Consider the following 23292-nt stretch of genomic DNA (forward strand, 5'->3'; position numbering starts at 1 on the left):
ATGTCCAGTCTCTCGTTGTAACGGGCGGGGCGGCCTCCGGCAACCTGGTCGGCGACCAGGGCCAGCCGCTAGCGAATGTAACTGCCGCCGTTCAGGTCCAGCGTCGCGCCGCTCAGGGACGGCAGCGAGGGCCGCAGGGCGAAGGCCACCAGTTCGGCCACTTCGTCCGGCTCGGCCATTTCGCCGATGGGGATCTCGGCGACCGCCGCGGCCTTGCCGTGCCTGGCGATGAAGTCTTCGGCCATGTCGGTGCGCACCCAGCCGGGGGCGATGGCCACCGCCGCCACGCCGTCCTGGCCGAAGCTGCGGGCGATGGATTTGGTGAGGTTGATCAGCGCCGCCTTGGTCGCGCCGTAGGGCAGGGCGTCGGCGGCATAGCCGCGTTGCCCGGCGCGGCTGGCGAGGTTGACGATGCGCCCGCCGCCGAGGGCGCGGAAATGGCGCAGGGCTTCCTTGCACAGCGTGGCGGCGGAGAAGAGGTTGACCTGGAACTCCCGTTGCCAGGCCGCCGTCCAGGCCGTCTCGTCGGCATCGATGGAGATTTCCGTGCGGATGCCGGCGTTGTTGACCAGGCCGTGCACCCGCCCGGCCAGGGCCTGGGCCTCGCGCCACAGCTGGAAGGGCCCCTGCGCGTCCGACAGGTCGGCCTGGACCAGCCAGCCCTCGCCGCCGACAGCGGCGAGCAGCGCCTCGGCGCCGGCCCGGTCGCGGCCGAAATGGATGATCGGCCGGGCGCCTTCCTGCGCCAGGCGGCGGACGATGGCCGCGCCGATCTGGCCGGAGCCGCCGGTGACCAGAATGTTTTGCCCGCACAGCGGTTTCGCGGAAGACATCCCTTGCTCCTGTGTCGGTTGAAGTTCAGGCCAGGCTCATTTTCGCCGTCAGGTTCTGCTGCATGTATTCCAGGAAGCGGCGCTGGAACAGCATGGTGTGCTCGTGGGCGGCCTTTTCGGCGGCTTCCGCGTCGCGGGCGGCGATGGCTTCGATGATTTCCTCGTGGTCGCGGCCCAGGCGGGCGGTGCCGGCCGAGCTGACGATGTAGTCGAAGTGCAGGTGCAGCAGGCGCTGGCCTTCGCCCAGCAGGCGTTCGTAGTAGCTGACGAAGTAGGGGTTGCGCCCGGCCTCGGCGATGGCCATGTGGAAGGCCTTGTTCAGCTCGGACATCGCCTGGAAGTCGCCGGACTCCACGGCCGCCATGTAGGCCGCGTCGGCCTTGCGGATCGCCTGCAGGTCCTCGTCGCTGCGCTGGAGCGCGGCCAGGCGCGTGACCGCCCGCTGGATGAGGTCCAGCGCGGCCACGTAGTTGGGGAACTCCTCGATCTCGAAGGGCGTGACCAGGGTGGTGCGGTTGGGCAGGATGGTGACCAGGCCTTCGGTGGTCAGCCGGGCCAGGGCATCGCGCACCGGCGAGCGCGACAGGCCGAACTGCGCCGCCAGGGAGACCTCGTCCAACTGCACGCCGGGCTTGAGCTTGAGGGTGAGGATCTGCTTGCGCAGCTCCTCGTAGATATAGCGTCCGCCATGGCGGCGCCCGGGGCTTTCCACTTCTTCTTCTTTGGCCATCATCAGGTCTCGGTGTGCGCGGGCTGTGTCATACAGACCAGCCCGCCATCTTAGCGTGGCCGCGTTCAGCGCGGAAACGCCGGGCCCCAGGTGTCGCTGAGCATGAAGCCCGCGGCCAGCGGGTCGTCCGGGTCGACGCCGATCTGCTGGATGCCGTACAGCCAGGCGCGGCCTTCCACCCGTGGCAGCACCGCCGGTTTGCCGGCCACTTCCGTGGCGCCGAGCAGCTCCACCTGGAACTCGCCGCCGATGGTGGAGCGCGACACCAGGCGCTCGCCGGGCCGCACCAGGCCGCGCGCGCTCAGCGTGGCGAGGTTGGCCGAGCTGCCGGTGCCGCAGGGCGAACGGTCGACGCGCCCTGGCGGCAGGGTGGTGCAGGTCTGGTAGGTGCGCGCGTCCAGGCGGTTGCGGAACATCACGTAGGCCACCTCGTCGATCTGCGGGTACAGCGGGTGCCGCACGCGCACCTGCTGGTTGATCAGGCCGCGCAGCTTCACGCCGGCATCGGCCAGCTCGCGGGCGTTCTCCGGGGCGATGGCGAGGCCGACCTGCTCGACGTCGATCAGCGCGTAGTACACGCCGCCGAAGGCGATGTCGGCCTTCAGCGGGCCGAACTCGCCACCGTCGATCGGCGCGTCCAGTTGCTCGACGAAGGCCGGCACCATGTCCAGCGACACCCCCAGGCAGCGCCCGTCGGCGCAGCGCGCGCGGGCGGTGACCAGGCCGGCGGGGGTGTCCAGCACCACGGTGGTTTCCGGTTCCTGCATCGGCAGCATGCCCAGCTCCAGCAGCGCGGTGACCACGCAGATGCAGTTGCTGCCGGACATCGGGTGGGCCTTGTCCGCCTGCAGCACGATGAAGCCGGCGTCGGCTTCCGGGCGCGTCGGCGGCAACAGCAGGTTCACCGACATCTGCAGGCAGCCGCGCGGTTCCATGACCACCAGGCGGCGCAGGCTGTCGTCGACCTCGTTGATGTAGTTCATCTTGTCCAGCAGGGTCTCGCCGGGGATGCCCAGCACCCCGCCGGTGATGACCTTGCCGATCTCGCCTTCGCAGTGCACGTCGGCCAGTTGCAGCGTCTTCTTCCAGCGCATCAGTCGCACCTCACTTGATGTACCAGCCCCAGGGCTGCTCGCTGTCGTAGCGGGTGATCTGCTTGGTTTCCAGGTAGTTGTTCAGGCCCCATTCGCCCAGCTCGCGGCCGATGCCGCTGTGCTTGTAGCCGCCCCAGGGCGCCTCGCTGAAGGTCGGTTGCGAGCAGTTGATCCACACGATGCCGGCACGGAACCGCCGGGCGACGCGCTCGCAGCGCGGCAGGTCGCGGGACATCACCGCGGCGCCCAGGCCGAAGCGCGAGGCGTTGGCCGAGCGCACGGCTTCGTCCTCGCTGTCGAACGGGCGCACGCAGACCACCGGGCCGAAGATTTCCTCGTTCCAGATCCAGGCGTCTTCGGGCACGTCGGCGAACACCGTCGGCTGCACGTAATAACCCTTGTCCAGGCCGGCCGGGCGTTCGCCGCCGCAGACCAGCCGCGCGCCTTCTTCCTGGCCGCGGGCGATGGCCTGCAGCACCTTGTCGTACTGCGCCTTGTTGACCAGCGGGCCGAGCAGCACGCCTTCGCGCAGGCCGTTGCCGATGGTGATCTTCCGCGCCTCTTCGGCCAGGCGCGCCAGCAGCGGTTCGTACAGCGCCCGCTGCACCAGCACGCGGGAGGTGGCCGAGCAGACTTCGCCCTGGTTCCAGAAGATGCCGAAGAGGATCCACTCCACGGCGGCCTCGATGTCGCTGTCGGCGAAGATCACGAAGGGCGACTTGCCGCCCAGCTCCAGGCTGATGTTTTTGATATCGCGGGCGGCGGCCTGCATGATCCGGCTGCCGGTGGGCACGCTGCCGGTGAAGGCCAGCTTGTCCACGCCCGGGTGCTCGGCCAGCGGCGCGCCGGCGTCGGCGCCCAGGCCGGTCACCACGTTGAGCACGCCCGCCGGCAGGCCGGCTTCATGGGCGATCTGGGCCAGGTGCAGGGCGGTCAGAGGCGTCAGTTCCGAGGGCTTGAGCACCATGGCGCAGCCGGCGGCCAGGGCCGGGGCGACCTTCCAGGCGGCCATCAGCATGGGGAAGTTCCAGGGGATGATGGCGCCGGCCACGCCCACCGGCTCCTTGCGCGCCACCGAGCTGAAGCGCTCGTCGGCCAGGGCGATTTCCTGCTCCTGGCTGGCGTCGAGCTTTTCCGCCAGCCCGGCGTAGAAGTCGAAGCAGCCGGCGGTGTCGCCGATGTCCCACAGCGCCTCGGGCAGCGGCTTGCCGTTGTCGCGCACTTCCAGTTCGGCCAGTTCCTGCTGGCGGCCGCGGATGCCTTCGGCGATGCGCCGCAGCACGGCGGCGCGCCCGGCCCCGCTCATGCGCGGCCAGGGGCCTTCGTCGAAGGCGCGGCGGGCGGCGCGCACCGCGGCGTCCACGTCCTCGGCGGTGGCGGCGGCCACCCGGGCGAGGAGGGTTTCGTCGCTGGGGTCGAAGGTTTCGAAGCTGCCGCCCTTGGCGGGGGCGAGCCATTGGCCGTCGATGTAGAGCTGCTGGTAGTTCATGCGGTTCCTCCGATGAAGGCGAAGCGGCGAGCGCTGAAGGGGCTGAGGTCCTGGGCCGGGCGGCGGCCGGCGGCGAGGTCGGCGACCAGGCGGCCGGTGGTGGCGCCCAGGGTGAGGCCGAGCTGGCCGTGGCCGAAGGCCATGAGCACGTTGCCCAGGCGCGGCGAGCGGTCGATCACCGGCTTGGTGTCGGGCAGGAAGGGGCGGTAGCCGACGCCGAACTCGACCTTGGCGGTGTCGAGCTGCGGCAGCACGCGGCGGGCCTTTTCCAGGATGATCTCGGCGCGCCGGAAGTTGGGCTCGGCGTTGGGGCCGGCGAACTCGATGGTGCCGCCGATCTGCAGGCCGCGGGTCATGGGGGCGAAGCAGAAGCCGCCGTCGGCGTAGATCACCGAATGGCGGATGTCCACGCCCGGGGTGGGCAGCACCGCCTGGTAGCCGGCGATGCCGGCCAGCGGGATGCTCACCCCGAGTTGCTCGAAGAACTGCCGCGAGCCGGTGCCGGCGGCCACCACCACCAGTTGGGCGGGGTAGCGGCTGCCGTCGGCCAGGGTGACGCCGGCGGCGCGCTCGGCGCTTTCGTCGATGTGCTTCACCCGCTCGCGCACGCGGATGCCGCCCTGGGCGACGAAGCTTGCGGTCAGCGCGGCGATGAAGCCTTCGGTGTCGTTCACCGCGCGCCAGTCGGGGAACAGCAGGCCGTGCTGGAACTTGCCGGCCAGGGCCGGTTCGAGGTCGCCGATGGCGGCGCCGTCGAGTTCCTCGGACTGGAAGCCCAGCGACTTGCGCAGCTCCAGGTGCGGGCGCTCGTGGACCAGGGCGGCGGGCGAGTCGAACACCTCGATGATCGGCCGCTGGCCGAGCAGGCTCTTGTCCGCGCAGGCGTCGAGCAGCGGCGCGTAGTCCTCGTAGACGTGGTGGGTGAGGCGCGCCATGTCGCGGGCGATCTCGGCGATCTTCGAATGCCGCGCGCAGGCGACGAAGCGCAGGAACCACGGCAGGATGCCCGGCAGCGCGCTGGGGCGCAGGGCCAGCGGGCCCCGCTGGTCGAGCAGCCAGCCGGGCACCTTCATCAGGATGCCCGGCTTGGACAGCGGGATGACCTCGCTCACCGCCATCTGCCCGCAGCTCCATTTCGCCGTGCTGTCGCCCGGCGCGGCCGGGTCCACCAGGGTCACGCGGTAGCCTTCGCGCTGCAGGTACAGGGCGCAGCAGACACCGACGATGCCGCCACCGACGACGATGGCGTTTTGCGAAGCGGCTTGCGGATCGTTCATTTCACGGTCTCTTCCGGGCTGCGGTGGTCGGTGAAGTCTTCCAGGCTGAAACCCTGCCAGTAGGGCTGGGCCCTGTCGACGTAATGTTCGGCGCGGCCGGTGATGCAGGCCCGGCCCTCGATGCTCGGGCGCACCGCCGGCGTGCCGTCGGCCAGGGCCAGGACTTCCTCGACGCGGCCGTCGAAGCGGCTGCCGATCAGGCTTTCATGGCGGAACACGGCGTCGCGCGCCAGCAGGCCGCGGGCATGGCGCTGGGCCACCCGGGCCGAGGTGCCGGTGCCGCAGGGCGAGCGGTCGATCAGGCTGTCGCCGGCAATCACTACGCTGCGCCCATCGGCGTCGGCTGCCAAGGGGCGGCCGGCCCACATGCAGTGCTTCACGCCGCGGATGCTGGCGTCCTCGGGGTGCGCCACGGCGAACTCGCGGTTCACCAGCGCCTGCACTTCGCGCCCCCAGGCCAGCAATTGCTGCGGGGTGAAGTGCTCGCAGCCGGGGTAGTTCGGCTGCGGCTCGATGATCGGGTAGAAGTTGCCGCCGTAGGCGATGTCCAGGCGCAGCTCGCCGAGGGCCGGCAGCCGGATGCTCAGGTCGTGGTGCAGGAGGAAGCTCGGCACGTTGGTGAAGCGCACGCCGCCGACCTTGCCGTCCTGCATGCGGTATTGCGCGCTGACGCGCCCGGCGGGGACGTCGACGATCACCGTGCCCGGCTTCTTCGGCCGGAGCAGGCCGGATTCAAGGGCGAAGGTGATCGAGCCGAGGGTGGCGTGGCCGCACATGGGCAGGCAGCCGGAGGTCTCGATGAACAGCAGCGCGAGGTCGGCGTCCTCGCTCACGGGCGGGTAGAGCAGGGTGCCCGACATGTGCGCGTGGCCGCGCGGTTCGAGCATCAGCGCCCGGCGGATCCAGTCGTGCTCGGCCAGGAAGTGCTGGCGCCTTTCGCTCATGCTGGCGCCGTGCAGCTCGGGGGCGCCGTCGATGACCATGCGCACGGGCATGCCTTCGGTATGGCCTTCGATGCAGGTGAAACTCTGTCGGCTCATGGGGTGCGTCCTCCAGGGGACGCCGCTGCCGGGGCGGGCAGCGGCGTCCATGCGCTCAGCGCTGGGAAGCCTCGAATACCTTGCGGAATTCGGCCTTTTCTTCGTCGGTCAGCGGCAGCAGCGGGGCGCGCGCGTTGCCGGCGCTGAAGCCGGCCAGCTCGCAGCCGTACTTCACCTTCTGCACGAACTTGCCGCTTTCCAGGCTGGCCATCACCGGGAACAGGCCGCGCATCACGTCCTGGGCGCCGGCCAGGTCGCCGGAGGCGAACTTGCGGTAGAAGTCGGTCACCTGGTCGGGGAAGCAGTTGGCCGGGCCGCAGATCCAGCTGCTGGCGCCCCAGAGGAAGAAGTCCAGGGCCTGGTCGTCGGAGCCGCAGGACAGCTGCACCTTGTCCTTGTAGGTGGTGCCGATCTCGATGGCGCGCAGCAGGTTGCCGCTGCTTTCCTTGATGGCGATGACGCGCGGGTGCTCGGCCAGCGCCTGGACCACGCCCATGCCGACCTCGACGTTGGTGCGCACCGGGTAGTTGTAGAGCACCAGGTTGATTTCCGGGAAGGTCTCCAGGATGGTCCGGTAGTGCGCTAGCAGTTCTTCCTGGGACGGCAGCGCGTAGTAGGGCGGGGCGATCAGCAGGTTGGTGTAGCCGGCTTCCACGGTCTGCTTGACCTGCTCCAGCACCTCGCGGGTGCAGGAGCCGTTGGCGCCGGCGATCAGGGTGCCGCGCTCGCCGACCACTTCCTTGACCGTGGCCAGGACCTGGCGGCGCTCCTCGTTGGTGAGCGCGTAGTACTCGCCGGTCGAGCCCAGCGGGACGAAGCCGCTGACACCGGCCTTGAGCTGGTATTCGAGGATCGAGGCCAGGGTGTCGTGGTCGACCGCGCCGGACTTGTCGAAGGGCGTGACGAGGGCGGGCAGGATGCCAGTGAGTTGCATGGTGGATCTCCGCATCGGTGGTGGGGGGTTAGTAGGCGTAGCGCCTGAGCATCCGGGCTTCGATCACGCCGACCAGGCGGGTCAGCGGGAAAGCCACGAGGAAGTAGATGACCGCGACGGCGGAGAGGAACTCGACCGGCCGCGCGGTGCTGTTGGAGATGTTCTGGCCGACGAACATCAGGTCGGCGACGCCGACGGAGGAGATCAGCGCGCTCTCCTTGAACAGGCTGACGACGTTCGACAGCAGCGGCGGCACCGCGCGCAGCAGCGCCTGCGGGAACACCACGTAGAGCACCTTCACCCGCGGCGTCAGGCCCAGAGCGGTGCAGGCGTCGTGCTGCTCGCCGGCGATGGACTTGAGCGCGCCGCGGAAGGTCTCGCTGGTGATGGCCGCCATGTACAGCGTCAGCGAGATCACCACCGAGACGTAGGGCGGGATGTCCAGGCCGAACACCACCGGGAAGCAGAAGAACACCCAGAACAGCTGGATCAGCAGCGGTGTGCCGCGGAAGAACTCGACGAACAGCGTCACCGGCAGCTTCAGCAGGCGGCTGCGCACGTTGCGCAGCAGGGCCAGGACGAAGCCGGCCAGGCTGCCGATGAGGGCGCAGCCGAGGGTGAAGGCGAGGGTCAGGGCCAGGCCCTTGAGCAGCACCTGCCAGTAGGAGAAGACGACGGAAAAATCGAGGCTCATGGCGGTTTCCTCAGCGCTGCGTCGCCAGGTCCTGGCGCCGTTCGAGGTACTGCACCAACTGGCCGATGGGCAGCGACAGGGCGAAGTAGACGAGGGCGATCAGGGTGTAGGTTTCCAGGGGGCGGTAGGCCTCGGTGGCCAGGCTCTTGCCGACATACATCAGGTCGGACACCGCGACTATCGCCACCAGGGCGCTCTGCTGCAGGCTGCCGATGCCGTTGGTCATCAGCACCGGCACCGCGCTGCGCAGGGCCTGCGGCAGCACCACGTAGAGCGTGCGCTGCCAGGGCTTCAGGCCCAGGGCGACGCAGGCGTCCAGGTGCTCGCGCGGCACCGCCTGCACGCCGGCGCGGTAGGCCTCGGCGTTGAACGCGGTGAGGTTCAGGCCCAGGGCCAGGAAGCCCATGGCGATGGGGTCGATGAACACGTTGAAGAGCATCGGCACGCAGTAGAAGAACCAGACGATCTGCAGCAGCGCCGGGGTGCAGCGGAAGAACTCGATGAACAGCTGCGCCGGCCAGCGGACGAAGAACCAGCGGCTGAGGGTCATCAGGCACAGGCCGAAGCCGCAGACCAGGCCGATCAGGTTCGACACCAAGGCCAGCTCCAGGGTGACCTTCAGGCCGCCGAGCAGCGCCGGCAGGCTGCCGCTCAAGAAATGGAAGTCGAATTGGTAATTCATGGCGCCGCCCTCAATCCAGGTGCACGACCTTTTCCAGGAACTCGCGGGTGCGGGCTTCCCTGGGTTGGCTGAAGATCTGCTCTGGCGGGCCCTGCTCGACCACCTTGCCGTTGGCGCAGAACACCACGCGGGTGGCGATGTGGCGGGCGAAGTGCATGTCGTGGGTGACGATGATCATCGCCATCTTCTGCTCGGCCAGCTGCAGCATCACGTTCTGCACCTCGATGACCATCTCCGGGTCCAGCGCCGAGGTGACTTCGTCGAACAGCATCAGCTTGGGTTCGAGCATCAGCGCGCGGGCGATGGCCACGCGCTGCTTCTGGCCGCCGGAGAGCTGGCTGGGGTAGGCGTGCAGCTTGCTCTCCAGGCCCAGGCGGGCGAGGTAGGCGCGGGCCTTCTCCGTGGCCGCGGCCCGGGACAGGCCATGGACCTTGCACGGGGCGAGAATCAGGTTGCCCAGCACCGACAGGTGCGGGAACAGCGTGTAGTGCTGGAAGACCATGCCGATCTGCGTGCGCAGCGCCTCGTTCAGCGGCTTGCCGCGGCGCTGGCCGCCGCTGATGTAGGGCTGGCCCTGGAAGGCGATGCTGCCGCCCTGGATGCCCTCCAGGCCCATCAGCACCCGCAGCAGCGAGCTCTTGCCGCTGCCGGACGGGCCGATGATGACCAGGCGGTCGTCGGCGCGCATGTCCAGGTCCATGTTGTCCATCACCACCAGCTGTTCGCCGTAGGCCTTGCACACGCCTCGGAGCTGGATGAAGTCGCCGCCGGCGGTGGAATCCGGGGCGAACGGAGCCTGTGGCTGGGCAGCCACCAAACGCGGGGTATTCATGGGCGGTGTTCTCCGCGGGGGCCGCCGTTGCGCGGCCCCCGGTGTCGGCGGGAGTTACTTGGCGGCGGTCTTGGCGTTGACTTCGGCGGAGGCCTTGTCGACCAGGCGGTCGATCTCGCCGGTCTCGCGGCGCTGGGTCACGTAGATGTTCAGCACCTGCAGGTCCGCCGCGGAGATGTCGCGGCGCATGCCGAAGGCCACGCCCTGCTTGGCCAGGGCCGGCTTGGGCAGGACTTCCCTGGCCCAGTCGTTGGCCATGGCGAACAGGTGGTTGGTGTCGCTGGCGTCGACCAGCACGTCGGCGCGCCGCGACATCAGCGCCAGGCGCGTTTCGTCCATGCCCGGCAGGCGCATGACGGTACCCTGCCTGAGCACAGAGGAAATCGCCTTGTCCTGGGCGGTGCCGGACATCACCGCGAAGGTCACGCCGGGCTTGTCGTAGTCGGCGATGGCGTTGCCGGCGCCGCTGAACTTGGGGTTCTCCTTGTTCACCACCAGCGACACCTGGTAGTCGGTGGCCGGCGCCGAGAAGGCCACCGCCAGGGCGCGCTCGGGCGTCTGGTTGAGGGCCATGGCCAGGTCCCACTTGCCGCTCTGCAGGCCGGCGACGAGGTTGTCCCAGTTGGTGTCGACGAACTCCACCTTGACCTTCAGCACCTTCTCGCCGAAGTCGCGGCACAGGTCGACGAAGTAGCCGCTGTACTGGCCGCTGCTGGCGTCACGCATCACATAGGGCGCGGCGACCGCCGCGCCGCAGCGCAATACGCCGGCCTTCTGCACGCCCTGCCACATGGACGTATCGGCGGCCTGGGACGGGGTCTGGGTGAGCAGCGCGCCGACGGCGGCCGCGCAGGCGAGGGCCTTGCGGATGGAGCGGGGGAACATACGAGCCATTTTGACCTCTCCGTAAATTTGTTTTTGTAGGCAGAAGGCAAACAACTTTCATCGCTGTGTGGTGTGTTGTGCGCTTTGATGTGTGCAGCGATGTATTCAGCGTATGGGCGATGGGCAAAACCTGTCAACAGAGGTCGCGGGCTTTTTCTTCAGCGAATGACCGGGCGGTCGGCTGCGTCGGCCGGGCACAGGGTGCAATGGTCGGTCGCGTCAGGCCGCCAAGCGGCCGCCGACGCGCGCCGGAGGCGGGCTGGGGCGCTGGGGAAAGGGATTGAAGGGGGAGGGCTTGCGTGAGGTTTTTGAAACCTGAAGGTGAGAAAAAGCGTACTCAACCAATCTATCGGGGCGAGGTGAGCGGCACGGGGCGGCTGGGCCGCCGCCCCGGCTGGCCTAGAGCACCAGCTCGGCGGAAATGGCCGCCGCGGTCTCCCGCAACAGGCCCAGGTAGCGGCCTTCCGCGCTGGGCGTGGCCAGCACCGCCTCCGGGCCGGACAGGTTGATGGCGGCCACCACCTGGCCGCTGCGGTCGCGGATGGCGGTGGCGATGGCGGTGGAGTAGTCCGAGCGGTGCAGCACCCAGCCGCGTTCGCGGTCCTCGGCGATGGTGTGCTGCAGTTCCAGCAGGGTGCGCGGCGCCGGCGGCGGGTAGTCGTCCAGGCGCACCTGCTGGTAGAGCTGGGCCAGGCCGTCCTCGTCCAGGGCGGTGAGCAGCACCCGGCCCAGGGCGGTGACGTGGCAGGGCAGGCGGGTGCCCACCGGGATGTTCACCGTCAGCCGCTGCGGGGCGAAGGCGCGGTAGATATACAGGCTGTCGGTCTGCTCGCGGATGCTCAGGTGGCACGACAGCGAGGTGCTGTCGCGCAGGGCGTTGAGGTGCGGCAGGGCGATTTCCACGATGTCGCGGCTGCACAGGTAGGCGAAGCCGTCGGAGATCACCCGCGCGCCCAGTTCGTACTGGTTGCGCTCCAGGCGGTTCAGGTAGCCCATGTCCTGCAGCGTCTGGACGATGCGGTAGAGCGCCGAGGGGCTCACCCCCAGGCGCTCGGCCATCTCGTTCATGCCCAGGCTGCGTTGGCGGGCGTTGAACAGCCCGAGCAGGTTCAGGCCGCGTTCCAGGGCCGGCACGCGGTAGTCGCTTTCACTCATGGGGCCTCCACGGCGGCGCCCGTCGCGGGGCGCCGCCGGCCGGTCAGTCGAGCAGGGCGTCGATGCCCACCGGGCGGCCGTCGAACTCGGCCATGGCGTCGAGCAGCGCTTCCCAGAAGTACTGCACCGAGGCGCGGTCGCAGAGGATCTGCAGGTTGGGCAGGTCGTCGTCGCTGGCGTTGATGACGATGACGTTGAGCCGCGCCGCCGAGGTCTGCGCCACCGCGCCAGGGCCGAAGGCCGCCGGGCGCAGGTCGACGCCGCAGAGCTTGGCCATCACCTGCGCGTAGTGCTCGCCGCTCAGTTGCAGCCAGGCGTGGCTGTCCTGGCGCGGCAGCAGGTAGTTGGCGCTGTCGTCCAGCTGCCAGGCGGCCTCTTCGGCGGCGACGCGCGCGCCGCCGTCGTGGAGGCTGCCCAGCAGCAGGTACTCGGTCTGCGACAGGCGCGCCACCAGGCCGCCGTCGGCCTGGCGCAGGGCGCGGTTGGGCGCCTCGGGCAGGGCGTAGCCGCGGGCCTGCAGGTAGGCGGCGGCATCGGCCCCGCGCAAACCGGCGCGGGGCAGGTTGCTCAGGTCGATCAGCGCGCAGCTGCGCAACTGCGCGTGCTCTTCCTGCTCGCCGTAGCGCGCGACTATGGCGGCGCGGCCCAGGGCGGCCAGGCGCGCGCCGCGGTGCAGCGGGTACAGCGGGCTGCGTTCGATGAAGTCTTCGGCTTTCAGGCTGGACATGGTTCAGAGCTCCTGGCGCAGGTTCTGCGGGTCGTAGAAGGGCAGTTGGACGACGGTGGCGCGCACCACCGCGCCGCCCTCCACGCGGATCGGGATCTGCATCCCCGGGGTGGCCTGGTGGGCGCCGGCGTAGGCCAGGCCGACGATCTGGCCGAGGCTCTGCGAGTACTCGCAGGAGGTGACGTTGCCGCTGATGTCGGCGCCGTCGAGCACCAGGTGGCCCTCCAGCGGCTGGGCGCTGCCCTGGGGCAGGACGAAGCCCACCAGCTTGCGCTTGAGCGGCTGCGCCTCGAGGATTTCGATGGAGCGCTTGCCGACGAAGAACGGCTTCTTGCGGCCGATCGCCCACTGCATGTCGATCTCCGCCGGGTGGGTCATGCCGTCGGTGTCCTGGCCGATGATCACGTGGCCCTTCTCCAGGCGCAGCAGGCGCTGGGTCTCCACGCCGAAGGGGCGGATGCCGTGCTTGGCGCCGGCTTCCATCAGCGCGTCCCACAGGCGCTCGGCGAAGCGCGCCGGCACGTGGACCTCGTAGCCCAGCTCGCCGACGAAGCCCACCCGCAGGATGCGCGCCGGGATGCCGGCCACCTTGCCGCTGCGCACGCCCAGGTAGGGGAAGGCTGCGGCGGACAGGTCGACGTCGTCGCAGAGCTTGGCCAGCACCTGGCGCGACAGCGGGCCGGCCAGGTTCACCGCGGCCAGCGCGGCGGTGACGTTGGCGATGTCCACGTTGAGGCGCCACTGCGCGTTCCACTTGAGCATCTGCTGGTAGATGCGGTCGACGCCGCTGGTGGTGGCGGTGACGTAGAAGTGCCGCTCGCCCAGGCGCGCGCACACGCCGTCGTCGATCACCACGCCGTGCTCGTTGGTCATCAGCGCGTAGCGGGTGCGGCCGACGGCCAGCTTGGCGAAGCCGAAGGTGTACAGGCGCTCCAGCAGCTCGGCGGCGTCGGGGCCGCGCACGTCCAGGCCGCCGAGGGTCGAGACGTCGATCAGGCCGACCTGTTCGCGCACGTGGAGGGCCTCTTCCTGCATGCAGCGCTCGCGATCCTCGGCCTTGCCGTAGAAGGCCGGGCGCTGCCAGATGCCGGCGGGCATCATCTTCGCCCCGGCCTCGACATGGCGGCGGTGCATGGGTGTCTGCCGGTAGGGGTCGAAGGCGCGGCCGGCGACGTGGGCGAGCTTCTCCGCCTCGAACGGCGGGCGCGCGGTGGTCACGCCGGTTTCGCCGATGCCGCGGCCGGTGGCCTGGGCCACCAGGCGCGCGGTGGGCAGCGCCGAGTGGCGGCCCTGGGACGGGCCCATGCCGACCGTGGAGAAGCGCTTGACCAGCTGCACGTCGCGGTAGCCGCTGCGGGTGGCGTTGACGATGTCGCGCACCTGCAGGTCCTCGTCGAAGTCGACGAAGTCCTTGCCCTTGGGGTGGGGGAAGATCGGCCAGGGGAAGTTCACCTGCGCCTCGCCGGCGAAGGCGGCCGGCGCCGGCGCGTCCAGGCCCAGCGTGGCGAGGGCCGCGGCGGCGCCACGGGCACCGTCGGCGAGCACGTTGCCCAGGGCGTGGCGGCCGTTCACCGAGCCGGCGATGTCCAGCCCGGCGGGCAGGCCGCTGATGGCGAACTCGGCGCGCTCCTCCTCGTAGGCCAGCTTGCCGCCGGCCTGGCACAGCAGCTGGTAGACCGGCATGTAGCCGGCGGACATGCACAGCAGGTCGCAGGCCAGCTGCGTGCCTTGCGCGGCGACCTCGCCCTGGCCGGCGATGCGGCGGATGTCGACGCCGCTGACGTGGCGCATGCCGGCCTCGTGCAGGGCTTCGTAGACGGTGCTGCCGACGTGCAGCGGGATGTGCCGGCGCTGCAGTTCGGCGGCCAGCTCGGTGTCGGCCGGGGCGGCGCGCATGTCCACCACCGCGGCCACCTCCACGCCCTGTTCCTGCAGGTCGAGGGCGGCCAGGTAGCCGTCGTCGTTGCCGGTGAGGACCACGGCGCGCTTGCCCGGCTTCACCGCGTAGAGCTTCATCAGCCGCTGCGCGGCGCTGGTCAGCAGCACGCCGGGCAGGTCGTTGTTGCGGAACACCACCGGCTGGTCGAAGGAGCCGGCGGCCACCAGGCAGCGGGTGGCGCGCACCTTGTACATGCGCTTGTGCTGGATGACCGGTAGGTAGTTGTCGGTGAACCAGGCGTTGCAGGTGGCCTGGGTCAGCACCTGGATGTTCGGGTGGCCCTCGACGGCGCCCACCAGCTCGGCGCGCAGCGCGGCGGCGCGGCGGCCGGCGATGTCGAAGCGGGCGTAGTTCAGCGAGCCGCCGAGCACCGGCTGCTGCTCCACCAGCAGCACCCTGGCCCCGGCGTTGGCGGCGTCCAGCGCGGCGCGCAGGCCGGCGGGGCCGGCGCCGATCACCGCCAGGTCGACGAACAGGTAGGCCTTGTCGTAGTACTGCGGCTTGAAGTCCAGGTCGAGCACGCCCAGGCCGGCCTTCTTGCGGATCAGCGGTTCCCAGACCTTCCACATGCCCTTGGGCTTGTAGAACGAGCGGTAGTAGAAGCCCACCGGCATGAAGCGCGAGAACTTGCCCAGGTAGGCGTCGCGGTCGTCGTCGAGGCTGCCGGAGAAGTTCTGGCCTTCCACCGCCAGGCCTTCGCGGGCGGGGTGCATGTCGGCCAGCACGTTGGGCTCGTCGGGCAACTGCACCAGGGCGTTGGCGTCCTGCCCGGCGAGGGTCAGCGGGCCGCGCGGGCGGTGGTACTTGAACGAGCGCGAGAGCAGCCAGCGGCCGTTGCCGAGCAGGGCGCTGGCGATGCTGTCGCCCTCGTAGCCCTGGTAGTCGCGGCCGTCGAAGGAGAAGCGCAGCGGCCGCGTGCGGTCGATCAGCAGGCCCATGGGGGCGGGCAGGCGGGTGAGGGCGCTCATTGGGCGGTCTCCTGCGGGGCGAAGTCGATGCGGCGGTCGAAGATTTCCTTCGGGTCGAAGGTGCGGATCACCTGGTCGGTGACGGTGTGGCGCTCGGCCAGGAACCAGTAGCTGGAGGCGTTGTGCAGCCACCACTCGAGCACCACGCCGGCGGCGTTGTCGCTGTTGAACACGTAGTCGGCCCACTCGGTGTCGGAGCAGCTGGCCGGGTCGGGCATGCGCTTGAATTCGCCGCCGTAGGTGAACTCGCTGATGTTGCGGGGCCCGTTGAGCGGGCAGGTCATGATCTTCATCTGCGCATCCTCAGTGGCTGGCCGCGGTGGCGCCCATTTCGTTGACCTGCTGGAAGCGGCTGAAGCGCTCCAGGGCGAAGGGCGCGATCAGCTCCGGCACCTTGCCGCCGCTGGCCACAAGCTCGGCCATGGTCTTGCCGCAGATGGGCGTGGCCTTGAAGCCCCAGGTGCCCCAGCCGGCGTCGAGGTAGTAGTTCTCGACCGGCGACAGGCCCATGATCGGGCTGTAGTCGGGGGTCATGTCGGTGATCCCGGCCCACTGGCGCATCAGCTTGGCGTTGGCCATGAAGGGGAACATCTCGATGGCGTGGGCCAGCAGGCTTTCCTTCAGGTCCAGGGTCGAGCGGGTGTTGTACAGCGGGTAGGGGTCGGAGCCGCCGCCGAAGACGATCTCGCCGCGGCTGGTCTGCTGCACGTAGCAGTGCAGCGCCGAGGAGCTCACCAGCGGGTCGAGGAACGGCTTGAACGGCTGGGTGACCATGGCCTGCAGCGGGTAGGTGTGGATGGGCGCGCGGATGCCGGCCTTGGCCATCAGCAGCGAGCTGGCCCCGGCGATGGCCTGGACCACGCAGCCGCACTGCACGGTGCCGCGGTTGGTCTTCACGGCCTCGATGCGGCCGTTGCGCAGCACCAGGTCCTGCACTTCGGTGAGCTGGTGGATTTCCACGCCGCGCTTGGCCGCCTGCTTGGCGTAGCCCCAGGCCACGGCGTCGTGGCGCGCGGTGGCGCCGTCGATGTGCCAGAGCCCGGCGATCACCGGCAGGTGCCCGGGGTCGAGGTTGAGGGTGGGCACCAGCTCGCGGATCTGCTGGCGGTCGAGCATCTCGGTGCGCCCGCCGAAGTGCTTGTTCACCTCGGCGCGCTGGCGGAAGGCGCGCACCGTGGCGTCGGTGTGGGCCAGGGTCAGTTGGCCGCGCTCGGAGTACATGATGTTGAAGTCGAACTCGTTGGACAGGCCCTGGAACATCCGCACCGATTCGGCGTAGAACTTCACGCCCTCGCTGGTGAGGTAGTTGGAGCGGATCACCGCGGTGTTGCGCGCGGTGTTGCCGCCGCCCAGGTAGGCCTTCTCCAGCACCGCGACGTTGGTCACGCCGTGGTACTTGGCCAGGTAGTAGGCGGTAGCCAGGCCGTGGCCGCCGCCGCCGATGATCACCACGTCGTAGCGCGGCTTCAGCTCGCAGGGCGGCGGCAGGTCGACTTCCACCGGGTAGTCGGCGCTCAGGCCGTATTTCAGGAGGGCGAAAGGCATGCTGCTTACTCCGCGGTGGCGCCGGCGCGTTGCAGGCGCGCGGCGGCCAGGGTGTTCTTCATCAGGTAGGCGATGGTCATCGGCCCGACGCCGCCGGGCACCGGGGTGATGGCCGCGGCCTGGGACAGGGCGCTGGCGAAGTCGACGTCGCCGACCAGCTTGCTGCGGCCGTCCTCGTCGATGCGGTTGATGCCCACGTCTATCACCACCGCGCCGGGCTTCAGCCAGCTGGCGTCGACCAGGCGCGGCTTGCCGACGGCGGCGACCACGATGTCGGCCTGACGGCACAGCTCGCGCAGGTTGGCGCTGCGCGAGTGCACCACGGTCACCGTGCAGTGGGCCTTGAGCAGCAGCGCGGCCATCGGCTTGCCGACGATGTTGGAGCGGCCGATGACCACCGCGTGCTTGCCCGAGAGGTCGCCGCAGGTGTCGTGCAGCAGGCGCATGCAGCCGGCCGGGGTGCAGGGCGTGAGCACGTCGCGGCCCTGGCTGAGGCCGCCGACGTTCTCGCTGTGGAAGCCGTCGACGTCCTTCAGCGGGTCGATGGCCTGGAGCACGCGGTTCTCGTCGATGTGCTTGGGCAGCGGCAACTGTACGAGGATGCCGTTCACCGCCGGGTCTTTGTTCAATTCGGCGATCAGCTGGAGCAGGGCGGCCTCGCCGGTGTCCGCCGGCAGCTTGTGCTCCAGCGAACGGATGCCGACTTCCTCGGCGCGCAGCACCTTGTTGCGCACGTAGACCTGGCTGGCCGGGTCGCTGCCCACCAGCACCACGGCGAGGCCCGGCTGGATGCCGTGCTCGCGCAGGGCCAGGACTTCCTCGCGGACCTCGGCGAGCACCCGCGCCGAGGTGGCCTTGCCGTCGATGAGCTTGACGCTGGGAATGGCATTCATTTGAAGATCACCGTGCGGTCGTGGTTGAGGAAGACGCGATGTTCCAGGTGGTACTTCACCGCGCGGGACAGCGCGATGGTCTCGGTGTCGCGGCCGATGGCCACCAGGTCGTCGGGGGCGTAGGCGTGGTCCACGCGCTGCACTTCCTGCTCGATGATCGGGCCCTCGTCGAGGTCGCTGGTGACGTAGTGCGCGGTGGCGCCGATCAGCTTCACGCCGCGCTCATAGGCCTGGTGGTAGGGCTTGGCGCCCTTGAAGCCGGGGAGGAAGGAGTGGTGGATGTTGATGGCCTTGCCGGAGAGCTGCTTGCAGAGGTCGTCGGAGAGGATCTGCATGTAGCGGGCGAGGACCACCAGTTCGGTGCCGGTCTCGGCGACTATCTTCAGCAGCTCGGCCTCCTGCTGGGCCTTGGTGTCCTTGGTCACCGGCAGGTAGATGAAGCGGATGCCCTCGCGCTCGGCCATGGGCCGCAGGTCGAGGTGGTTGGAGACGATGGCGGTGATGGTCATCTCCAGCTCGCCCTTGGCGTGGCGGTACAGCAGGTCCGCCAGGCAATGGTCGAACTTGCTGACCATCAGCAGCACGCGCATCGGCTTGGCGCTGCTGTGCAGGCTCCAGTCCATGTCGAAGCGGCTGGCCACGTCGGCGAAACCGGACTCGATGTTGCCGATGTCGCCCTCCAGGCCCTCGTTGAAGCGGAACACGGCGCGCATGAAGAAGCGGCCGCTGCCTTCGTCGTCGAACTGCGCCATCTCGCTGATGTAGCAACCCTGCTCGGCCAGGTAGGTGGTCACCGCCGCGACTATCCCGGACACCGCCGGGCAACTGATGCGGATGATGAAGTGGCTGGGGGCGTGGTGCATGTCGGGTCCTCGTGATGTGTGGAGGCAGCTCGGCGCGCAAGGGCGGAAGTTTCACCGGCGGGGACGGCTTTTGCCTGTGAAGGGATTTTTACTGTTGGGAATATAAATTTCCTTTCGCGCTTTTATAGGCGAAGCGAATCCGTGGGTCCATACCCTGGGGAAAATTTTTATCCTGACAGGAAAGTTTTCGGCCGGACGGTCGGGAAGGGCTTTTCGTAGGAGCGAGCTTGCTCGCGAACAAACGCGGTGCCATGCGGTTCGCGAGCAAGCTCGCTCCTACAGGGGGACGGTGCAGGCATTGACATCGGCGGATAACCGCGAATGGTTATGCGCCCTACGCGGGAATCACGCTTCACCTCGGACTGTAGGAGCGGGCCCTGCCCGCGAATCGCGCGCAGGGCGCGCTCCTACATGGGAATGGAGCGGTGGGGCAGCGTAGGAGCGGATCTCATCCGCGAATCGCGCCAGTGGTTCCGGCTATCGCGGACAAGGTCCGCTCCGTTGCAGGTGGGCACGGCTTTTCGTAGGAGCGAGCTTGCTCGCGAACAAACGCGGTGCCATGCGGTTCGCGAGCAAGCTCGCTCCTACAGGAGGGGGACGGTGCAGGCATTGACATCGGCGGATAACCGCGAACGGTTATGCGCCCTACGCGGGAATCACGCCTCACCTCGGACTGTAGGAGCGGGCCCTGCCCGCGATTTCGCGCGCAGGGCGCGCTCCTACATGGGAATGGAGCGGTAGGGCAGCGTAGGAGCGGATCTCATCCGCGAATCGCGCCGGTGATTCCGGCTATCGCGGAGAAGGTCCGCTCCTACGTTGCAGGTGGGCACGGCTTTTCGTAGGAGCGAGCTTGCTCGCGAACAAACGTGGTGCCATGCGGTTCGCGAGCAAGCTCGCTCCTACAGGGGGACGGTGCAGGCATTGACATCGGTGGGTAACCGCGAACGGTTATGCGCCCTACGTGGGAATCACGCCTCACCTCGGACTGTAGGAGCGGGCCCTGCCCGCGATTTCGCGCGCAGGGCGCGCTCCTACATGGGAATGGAGCGGTGGGGCAGCGTAGGAGCGGATCTCATCCGCGAATCGCGCCGGAATCTCCGGCTATCGCGGACAAGGTCCGCTCCTACGTTGCAGGTGGGCACGGCTTTTCGTAGGAGCGAGCTTGCTCGCGAACAAGCGCGGTGCCATGCGGTTCGCGAGCAAGCTCGCTCCTACAAGGGGATGGTGCAGGCATTGACATCGGCGGATAACCGCGAACGGTTATGCGCCCTACGCGGGAATCACGCTTCACCTTGGACTGTAGGAGCGGGCCCTGCCCGCGATTTCGCGCGCAGGGCGCGCTCCTACATGGGAATGGAGCGGTGGGGCAGCGTAGGAGCGGATCTCATCCGCGAATCGCGCCGGAATCTCCGGCTATCGCGGATAAGCTCGCTCCTACAGGGGAATGGCGTGCCGTGGTCTCCCGGCCGCTCAATCGTTGCCGTAGTTCATGATCGACAACAGCCGTATCGGCACCTGCACCAGCTTCTCCGGGCCGTGGGGCGTTTCGCCGTCGAAGGTCAGGCTGTCGCCGGCCTGCATGGGATAGAGTTGGTTGCCGTGGCGGTACACCAGCTCGCCCTCCAGCAGGTGGAGGAACTCGGTGCCGGGGTGGGAGAAGGTCGGGAACTCCTCGCTGGCGTCGTCCATGCTGACCATGTAGGCCTCGAAGTTCTTCTTCGGCCCGCGGGTGTGGTTGAGCAACTGGTAGGTGTGACCCTTCTCGGTGCCCCGGCGCACCACTTCCAGGCCGTCGCCGGCCTTCACCAGCAGGGCGTTGCCGTCGGGCTGGTCGTATTGGCTGAAGAGTTTCGACATCGGCATGCCGAGCACGTCGCACAGGCGGCTCAGGGTGTCGAGGCTGGTGGAGACCTGGGCGTTCTCGATCTTGCTCAGCATGCCCTGGCTGATCCCCGCGATGCGCGCCACGTCCGCCAGCTTGAGCTCCTGCGCCTGGCGCTGGCGCTTGATCTGCATGCCCAGGTACTGCTCCAGGCGGAGTCGCGGTTGGGTCTCGGTCGACATTCAGGGTTCCTGCACGGTTTAGGTTCAAGAATAATTATTTCGCACTGAGAAAGTGCGGAGAGGCGGCTGCGGCTTGGCAACTTTCCCACAGTGAAAGCAAGTTTCCCATATATACAGAAGAAAAGCCGCCGTGGCTGCCTCTCATCACGGCGCTCCGGACTTGGCACTGGCATTGCATTCCTAATGGGAAAGTAAGTTTCCTGAGCGGAATTCGAGGGGCGGAAGCCCCGGCGCAAACCGCCCCAGGCACCGACAACGCCTTGCCCATTCAACCGGAGAGCTCCCCCATGTTGCCAAGCGAAACCCAGCGCACCATCGACCAGCACGGCATCAAGTACGTGCTGGCCCAGTTCGTCGACATCCACGGCGCGGCGAAGACCAAGTCGGTGCCGGTGTCCGGCCTCAAGGCGGTGGCCGAGGAGGGCGCCGGGTTCGCCGGGTTCGCCATCTGCGGCATGGGCATGGAGCCCCACGGCCCGGACTTCATGGCCCGCGGCGACCTCTCCACGCTGATCCCGGTGCCCTGGCAGCCGGGCTACGGCCGCGTCGTGTGCATCGGCCACGTCGACGGCAAGCCGCACCCCTACGACAGCCGCTTCGTGCTGCAGCAGCAGGTGCAGCGCCTGGCCGATAAGGGCTGGGTGCTGAACACCGGGCTGGAGCCGGAATTCAGCCTGTTCCGCCGCGACGCCCAGGGCAAGCTGCAACTGGTGGACGCCTCGGACAACCTGGACAAGCCCTGCTACGACTACAAGGGCCTGTCGCGCTCCCGCGAGTTCCTCGAACGCCTGACCGAGGCCCTGCAGCCGGTGGGCTTCGACATCTACCAGATCGACCACGAGGACGCCAACGGCCAGTTCGAGATCAACTACACCTACAGCGACGCCATGGAGTCGGCCGACCGCTTCACCTTCTTCCGCATGGCCGCCGGCGAGATCGCCAACGACCTGGGCATGATCTGCTCGTTCATGCCCAAGCCCGATCCCAAGCGCGCCGGCAACGGCATGCACTTCCACCTGTCGATCGCCAGCGCCAGCAACAAGAACCTCTTCCACGACCCGTCCGACCCCAGCGGCGTGGGCCTGTCGAAGCTGGCCTACCACTTCGCCGCCGGCCTGCTGGCCCACGGACCTGCGCTGTGCGCCTTTGCCGCGCCCACGGTCAACTCCTACAAGCGCCTGGTGGTGGGCCGCTCGCTGTCCGGCGCCACCTGGGCCCCGGCGTTCATCGCCTACGGCGCCAACAACCGCTCGGCGATGGTGCGCATCCCCTACGGGCGCCTGGAGTTCCGCCTGCCCGACGCCGGCTGCAACCCCTACCTGGTCACCGCCGCGATCATCGCCGCCGGCCTGGACGGCATCGACCGCCAGCTGGAGCCGGGCGAGATGTGCAACGAGAACCTCTACAACCTCAGCCTGGAGGAGATCGCCGCGCGCGGCATCAAGACCCTGCCGCAGTCGCTGAAGGAAGCCACCGACGCGCTGGAGGCCGACCCGCTGTTCCGCGAGGTGCTCGGCGCCGAGATCGTCGACGAGTTCATCAAGCTCAAGCGCATGGAGTGGGTGGAATACAGCCGCCACGTCTCCGACTGGGAGATCCAGCGCTACACCGAATTCTTCTGACCGCCGCGCCCGCCGGGCGCACCCCATTTACCCCTCTGGGCGACCGTGACGACCAAGCGGCGGCCGCCTGCTGCCTCGAAGGAGACGAACCATGTGCGGAATCGTAGGCCTCTACCTGAAGAAGCCCGAACTGGAGAGCCAGCTCGGCAAGCTCTTCGAACCCATGCTGCAAGCCATGACCGACCGCGGCCCGGACAGCGCCGGCTTCGCCATCTACGGCGACGAAGTGGCCGACGGCTGGGTCAAGCTGACCTTGCAGGCCAGCGACGCCGGCTACCCCTGGGCCGAGCTGATGGGCGCGCTGGAAGCGCGCCTGGGCTGCTCGCTGGACTGGTTCCAGAACGCCAGCGCCGCGGTGCTGAAAATCCACTGCGACGAAGCCGCGGTGCGCCAGGCCCTGGCCGAGCTGGCCCCGGCGGTGCGCATCATGAGCGCCGGGCAGAGCATCGAAATCCTCAAGGGCATGGGCCTGCCGCAGGAAATCTCGCAGCGCTTCGGCCTGGCCGGCATGAAGGGCAGCCACATCATCGGCCACACCCGCATGGCCACCGAGAGCGCGGTGACCATGGAGGGCAGCCACCCGTTCTCCACCGGCGCCGACCTGTGCCTGGTGCACAACGGCTCGCTGTCCAACCACTTCCGCCTGCGCCAGGAACTCAAGCGCCAGGGCATCGCCTTCGAGACCGACAACGACAGCGAAGTGGCCGCCGGCTACCTGACCTGGCGCCTGCGCCAGGGCGACAGCCTGGCCCAGGCCCTGGACGGCGCGCTGAACGACCTGGACGGCTTCTTCACCTTCGCCATCGGCACCCGCAACGGCTTCGCCGTGATCCGCGACCCCATCGCCTGCAAGCCGGCGGTGCTGGCCGAGACCGACGACTACGTGGCCATGGCCTCGGAGTACCAGGCCCTGGCCAGCCTGCCGGGCATCGACAAGGCGCGCGTCTGGGAACCGGAGCCGGCCACCCTCTACGTCTGGGAGCGCGAAAGCGCCTGACCCGCACCGAGCAGAACATTGGAGACCCT

Annotated in this window: 21 protein-coding genes; 2 read left to right on the forward strand and 19 right to left on the reverse strand. The window is 68.7% G+C overall.

Annotation, left to right across the window (positions count from 1 at the left end; genetic code table 11):
- Window positions 1-68: 68 nt before the first annotated feature.
- The 19 genes from BM060_RS06625 to BM060_RS06715 form a co-directional block, all read right to left on the reverse strand.
- The gene (locus BM060_RS06625) at window positions 69-833 is read right to left on the reverse strand and encodes an SDR family NAD(P)-dependent oxidoreductase (RefSeq protein ID WP_074978462.1); all 765 of its coding nucleotides are present in this window, start codon (window positions 831-833) and stop codon (window positions 69-71) included.
- A gap of 25 nt (window positions 834-858) precedes the next feature.
- Window positions 859-1566 (reverse strand): GntR family transcriptional regulator, encoded by a 708-nt coding sequence (locus tag BM060_RS06630; RefSeq protein WP_074978464.1) that lies wholly within the window; start codon window positions 1564-1566, stop codon window positions 859-861.
- 62 nt (window positions 1567-1628) lie between these two features.
- The gene (locus BM060_RS06635; protein WP_074978468.1) at window positions 1629-2657 is read right to left on the reverse strand and encodes a proline racemase family protein; all 1029 of its coding nucleotides are present in this window, start codon (window positions 2655-2657) and stop codon (window positions 1629-1631) included.
- Between the two features lie 10 nt (window positions 2658-2667).
- Window positions 2668-4146 carry an aldehyde dehydrogenase family protein gene (locus BM060_RS06640; protein WP_069864639.1) on the reverse strand — a complete coding sequence of 493 codons (1479 nt, stop codon included), beginning with the start codon at window positions 4144-4146 and terminating at the stop codon, window positions 2668-2670.
- Window positions 4143-5423 (reverse strand): NAD(P)/FAD-dependent oxidoreductase, encoded by a 1281-nt coding sequence (locus BM060_RS06645; RefSeq protein ID WP_074978471.1) that lies wholly within the window; start codon window positions 5421-5423, stop codon window positions 4143-4145. Before BM060_RS06645 ends, BM060_RS06640 begins: the two co-directional genes overlap by 4 nt.
- A complete protein-coding gene (locus tag BM060_RS06650) occupies window positions 5420-6463 on the reverse strand; it encodes a 4-hydroxyproline epimerase (protein WP_074978474.1) in 1044 nt (347 codons plus the stop codon). The genes BM060_RS06645 and BM060_RS06650 overlap by 4 nt, the downstream gene beginning before the upstream one ends.
- A 55-nt stretch (window positions 6464-6518) precedes the next feature.
- The gene (gene dapA / locus BM060_RS06655; protein WP_074978476.1) at window positions 6519-7397 is read right to left on the reverse strand and encodes a 4-hydroxy-tetrahydrodipicolinate synthase; all 879 of its coding nucleotides are present in this window, start codon (window positions 7395-7397) and stop codon (window positions 6519-6521) included.
- A 28-nt stretch (window positions 7398-7425) separates the two neighbouring features.
- Window positions 7426-8091, reverse strand: a complete 666-nt coding sequence (locus tag BM060_RS06660; RefSeq protein ID WP_043271778.1) for an amino acid ABC transporter permease — start codon at window positions 8089-8091, stop codon at window positions 7426-7428.
- Between the two features lie 10 nt (window positions 8092-8101).
- Window positions 8102-8773: an amino acid ABC transporter permease gene (locus tag BM060_RS06665; RefSeq protein ID WP_009622578.1), complete on the reverse strand. Its 672-nt coding sequence runs from the start codon at window positions 8771-8773 to the stop codon at window positions 8102-8104.
- Between the two features lie 10 nt (window positions 8774-8783).
- On the reverse strand, window positions 8784-9605 hold the full coding sequence (locus BM060_RS06670) for an amino acid ABC transporter ATP-binding protein (RefSeq protein WP_009622576.1): 822 nt from the start codon (window positions 9603-9605) through the stop codon (window positions 8784-8786).
- Between the two features lie 54 nt (window positions 9606-9659).
- Window positions 9660-10499, reverse strand: coding sequence for a substrate-binding periplasmic protein (locus tag BM060_RS06675; RefSeq protein ID WP_074978478.1), 840 nt, complete (start codon window positions 10497-10499; stop codon window positions 9660-9662).
- A gap of 390 nt (window positions 10500-10889) precedes the next feature.
- The gene (locus tag BM060_RS06680) at window positions 10890-11645 is read right to left on the reverse strand and encodes an IclR family transcriptional regulator (protein ID WP_074978481.1); all 756 of its coding nucleotides are present in this window, start codon (window positions 11643-11645) and stop codon (window positions 10890-10892) included.
- 43 nt (window positions 11646-11688) lie between these two features.
- Complete coding sequence (locus tag BM060_RS06685; RefSeq protein ID WP_245322983.1) at window positions 11689-12372, reverse strand: sarcosine oxidase subunit gamma; 684 nt, start codon at window positions 12370-12372, stop codon at window positions 11689-11691.
- A 3-nt stretch (window positions 12373-12375) separates the two neighbouring features.
- Window positions 12376-15279, reverse strand: coding sequence for a 2Fe-2S iron-sulfur cluster-binding protein (locus BM060_RS06690; protein ID WP_074978484.1), 2904 nt, complete (start codon window positions 15277-15279; stop codon window positions 12376-12378).
- Entirely contained in the window at window positions 15276-15572 is a 297-nt protein-coding gene (locus BM060_RS06695) for a sarcosine oxidase subunit delta (protein WP_074978487.1), read from the reverse strand. Before BM060_RS06695 ends, BM060_RS06690 begins: the two co-directional genes overlap by 4 nt.
- Before the next feature lie 10 nt (window positions 15573-15582).
- Window positions 15583-16824 carry an FAD-dependent oxidoreductase gene (locus BM060_RS06700; protein WP_074978490.1) on the reverse strand — a complete coding sequence of 414 codons (1242 nt, stop codon included), beginning with the start codon at window positions 16822-16824 and terminating at the stop codon, window positions 15583-15585.
- 5 nt (window positions 16825-16829) lie between these two features.
- Window positions 16830-17717, reverse strand: a complete 888-nt coding sequence (gene folD / locus BM060_RS06705) for a bifunctional methylenetetrahydrofolate dehydrogenase/methenyltetrahydrofolate cyclohydrolase FolD (protein WP_074978493.1) — start codon at window positions 17715-17717, stop codon at window positions 16830-16832.
- Window positions 17714-18580: a formyltetrahydrofolate deformylase gene (gene purU, locus BM060_RS06710; RefSeq protein WP_074978496.1), complete on the reverse strand. Its 867-nt coding sequence runs from the start codon at window positions 18578-18580 to the stop codon at window positions 17714-17716. The genes folD and purU overlap by 4 nt, the downstream gene beginning before the upstream one ends.
- A gap of 1470 nt (window positions 18581-20050) precedes the next feature.
- Window positions 20051-20644 carry a helix-turn-helix domain-containing protein gene (locus BM060_RS06715; protein WP_009622552.1) on the reverse strand — a complete coding sequence of 198 codons (594 nt, stop codon included), beginning with the start codon at window positions 20642-20644 and terminating at the stop codon, window positions 20051-20053.
- A 287-nt stretch (window positions 20645-20931) separates the two neighbouring features.
- Between BM060_RS06715 and glnT the strand changes: the two genes are divergently transcribed.
- Both glnT and BM060_RS06725 read left to right on the forward strand, forming a co-directional pair.
- Window positions 20932-22266: a type III glutamate--ammonia ligase gene (glnT, locus tag BM060_RS06720; RefSeq protein WP_009622550.1), complete on the forward strand. Its 1335-nt coding sequence runs from the start codon at window positions 20932-20934 to the stop codon at window positions 22264-22266.
- A gap of 91 nt (window positions 22267-22357) precedes the next feature.
- Window positions 22358-23263, forward strand: coding sequence for a class II glutamine amidotransferase (locus BM060_RS06725; protein ID WP_009622549.1), 906 nt, complete (start codon window positions 22358-22360; stop codon window positions 23261-23263).
- Window positions 23264-23292: the final 29 nt, after the last annotated feature.

Source organism: Pseudomonas citronellolis (genome assembly GCF_900112375.1).
Taxonomy (GTDB): domain Bacteria; phylum Pseudomonadota; class Gammaproteobacteria; order Pseudomonadales; family Pseudomonadaceae; genus Pseudomonas; species Pseudomonas citronellolis.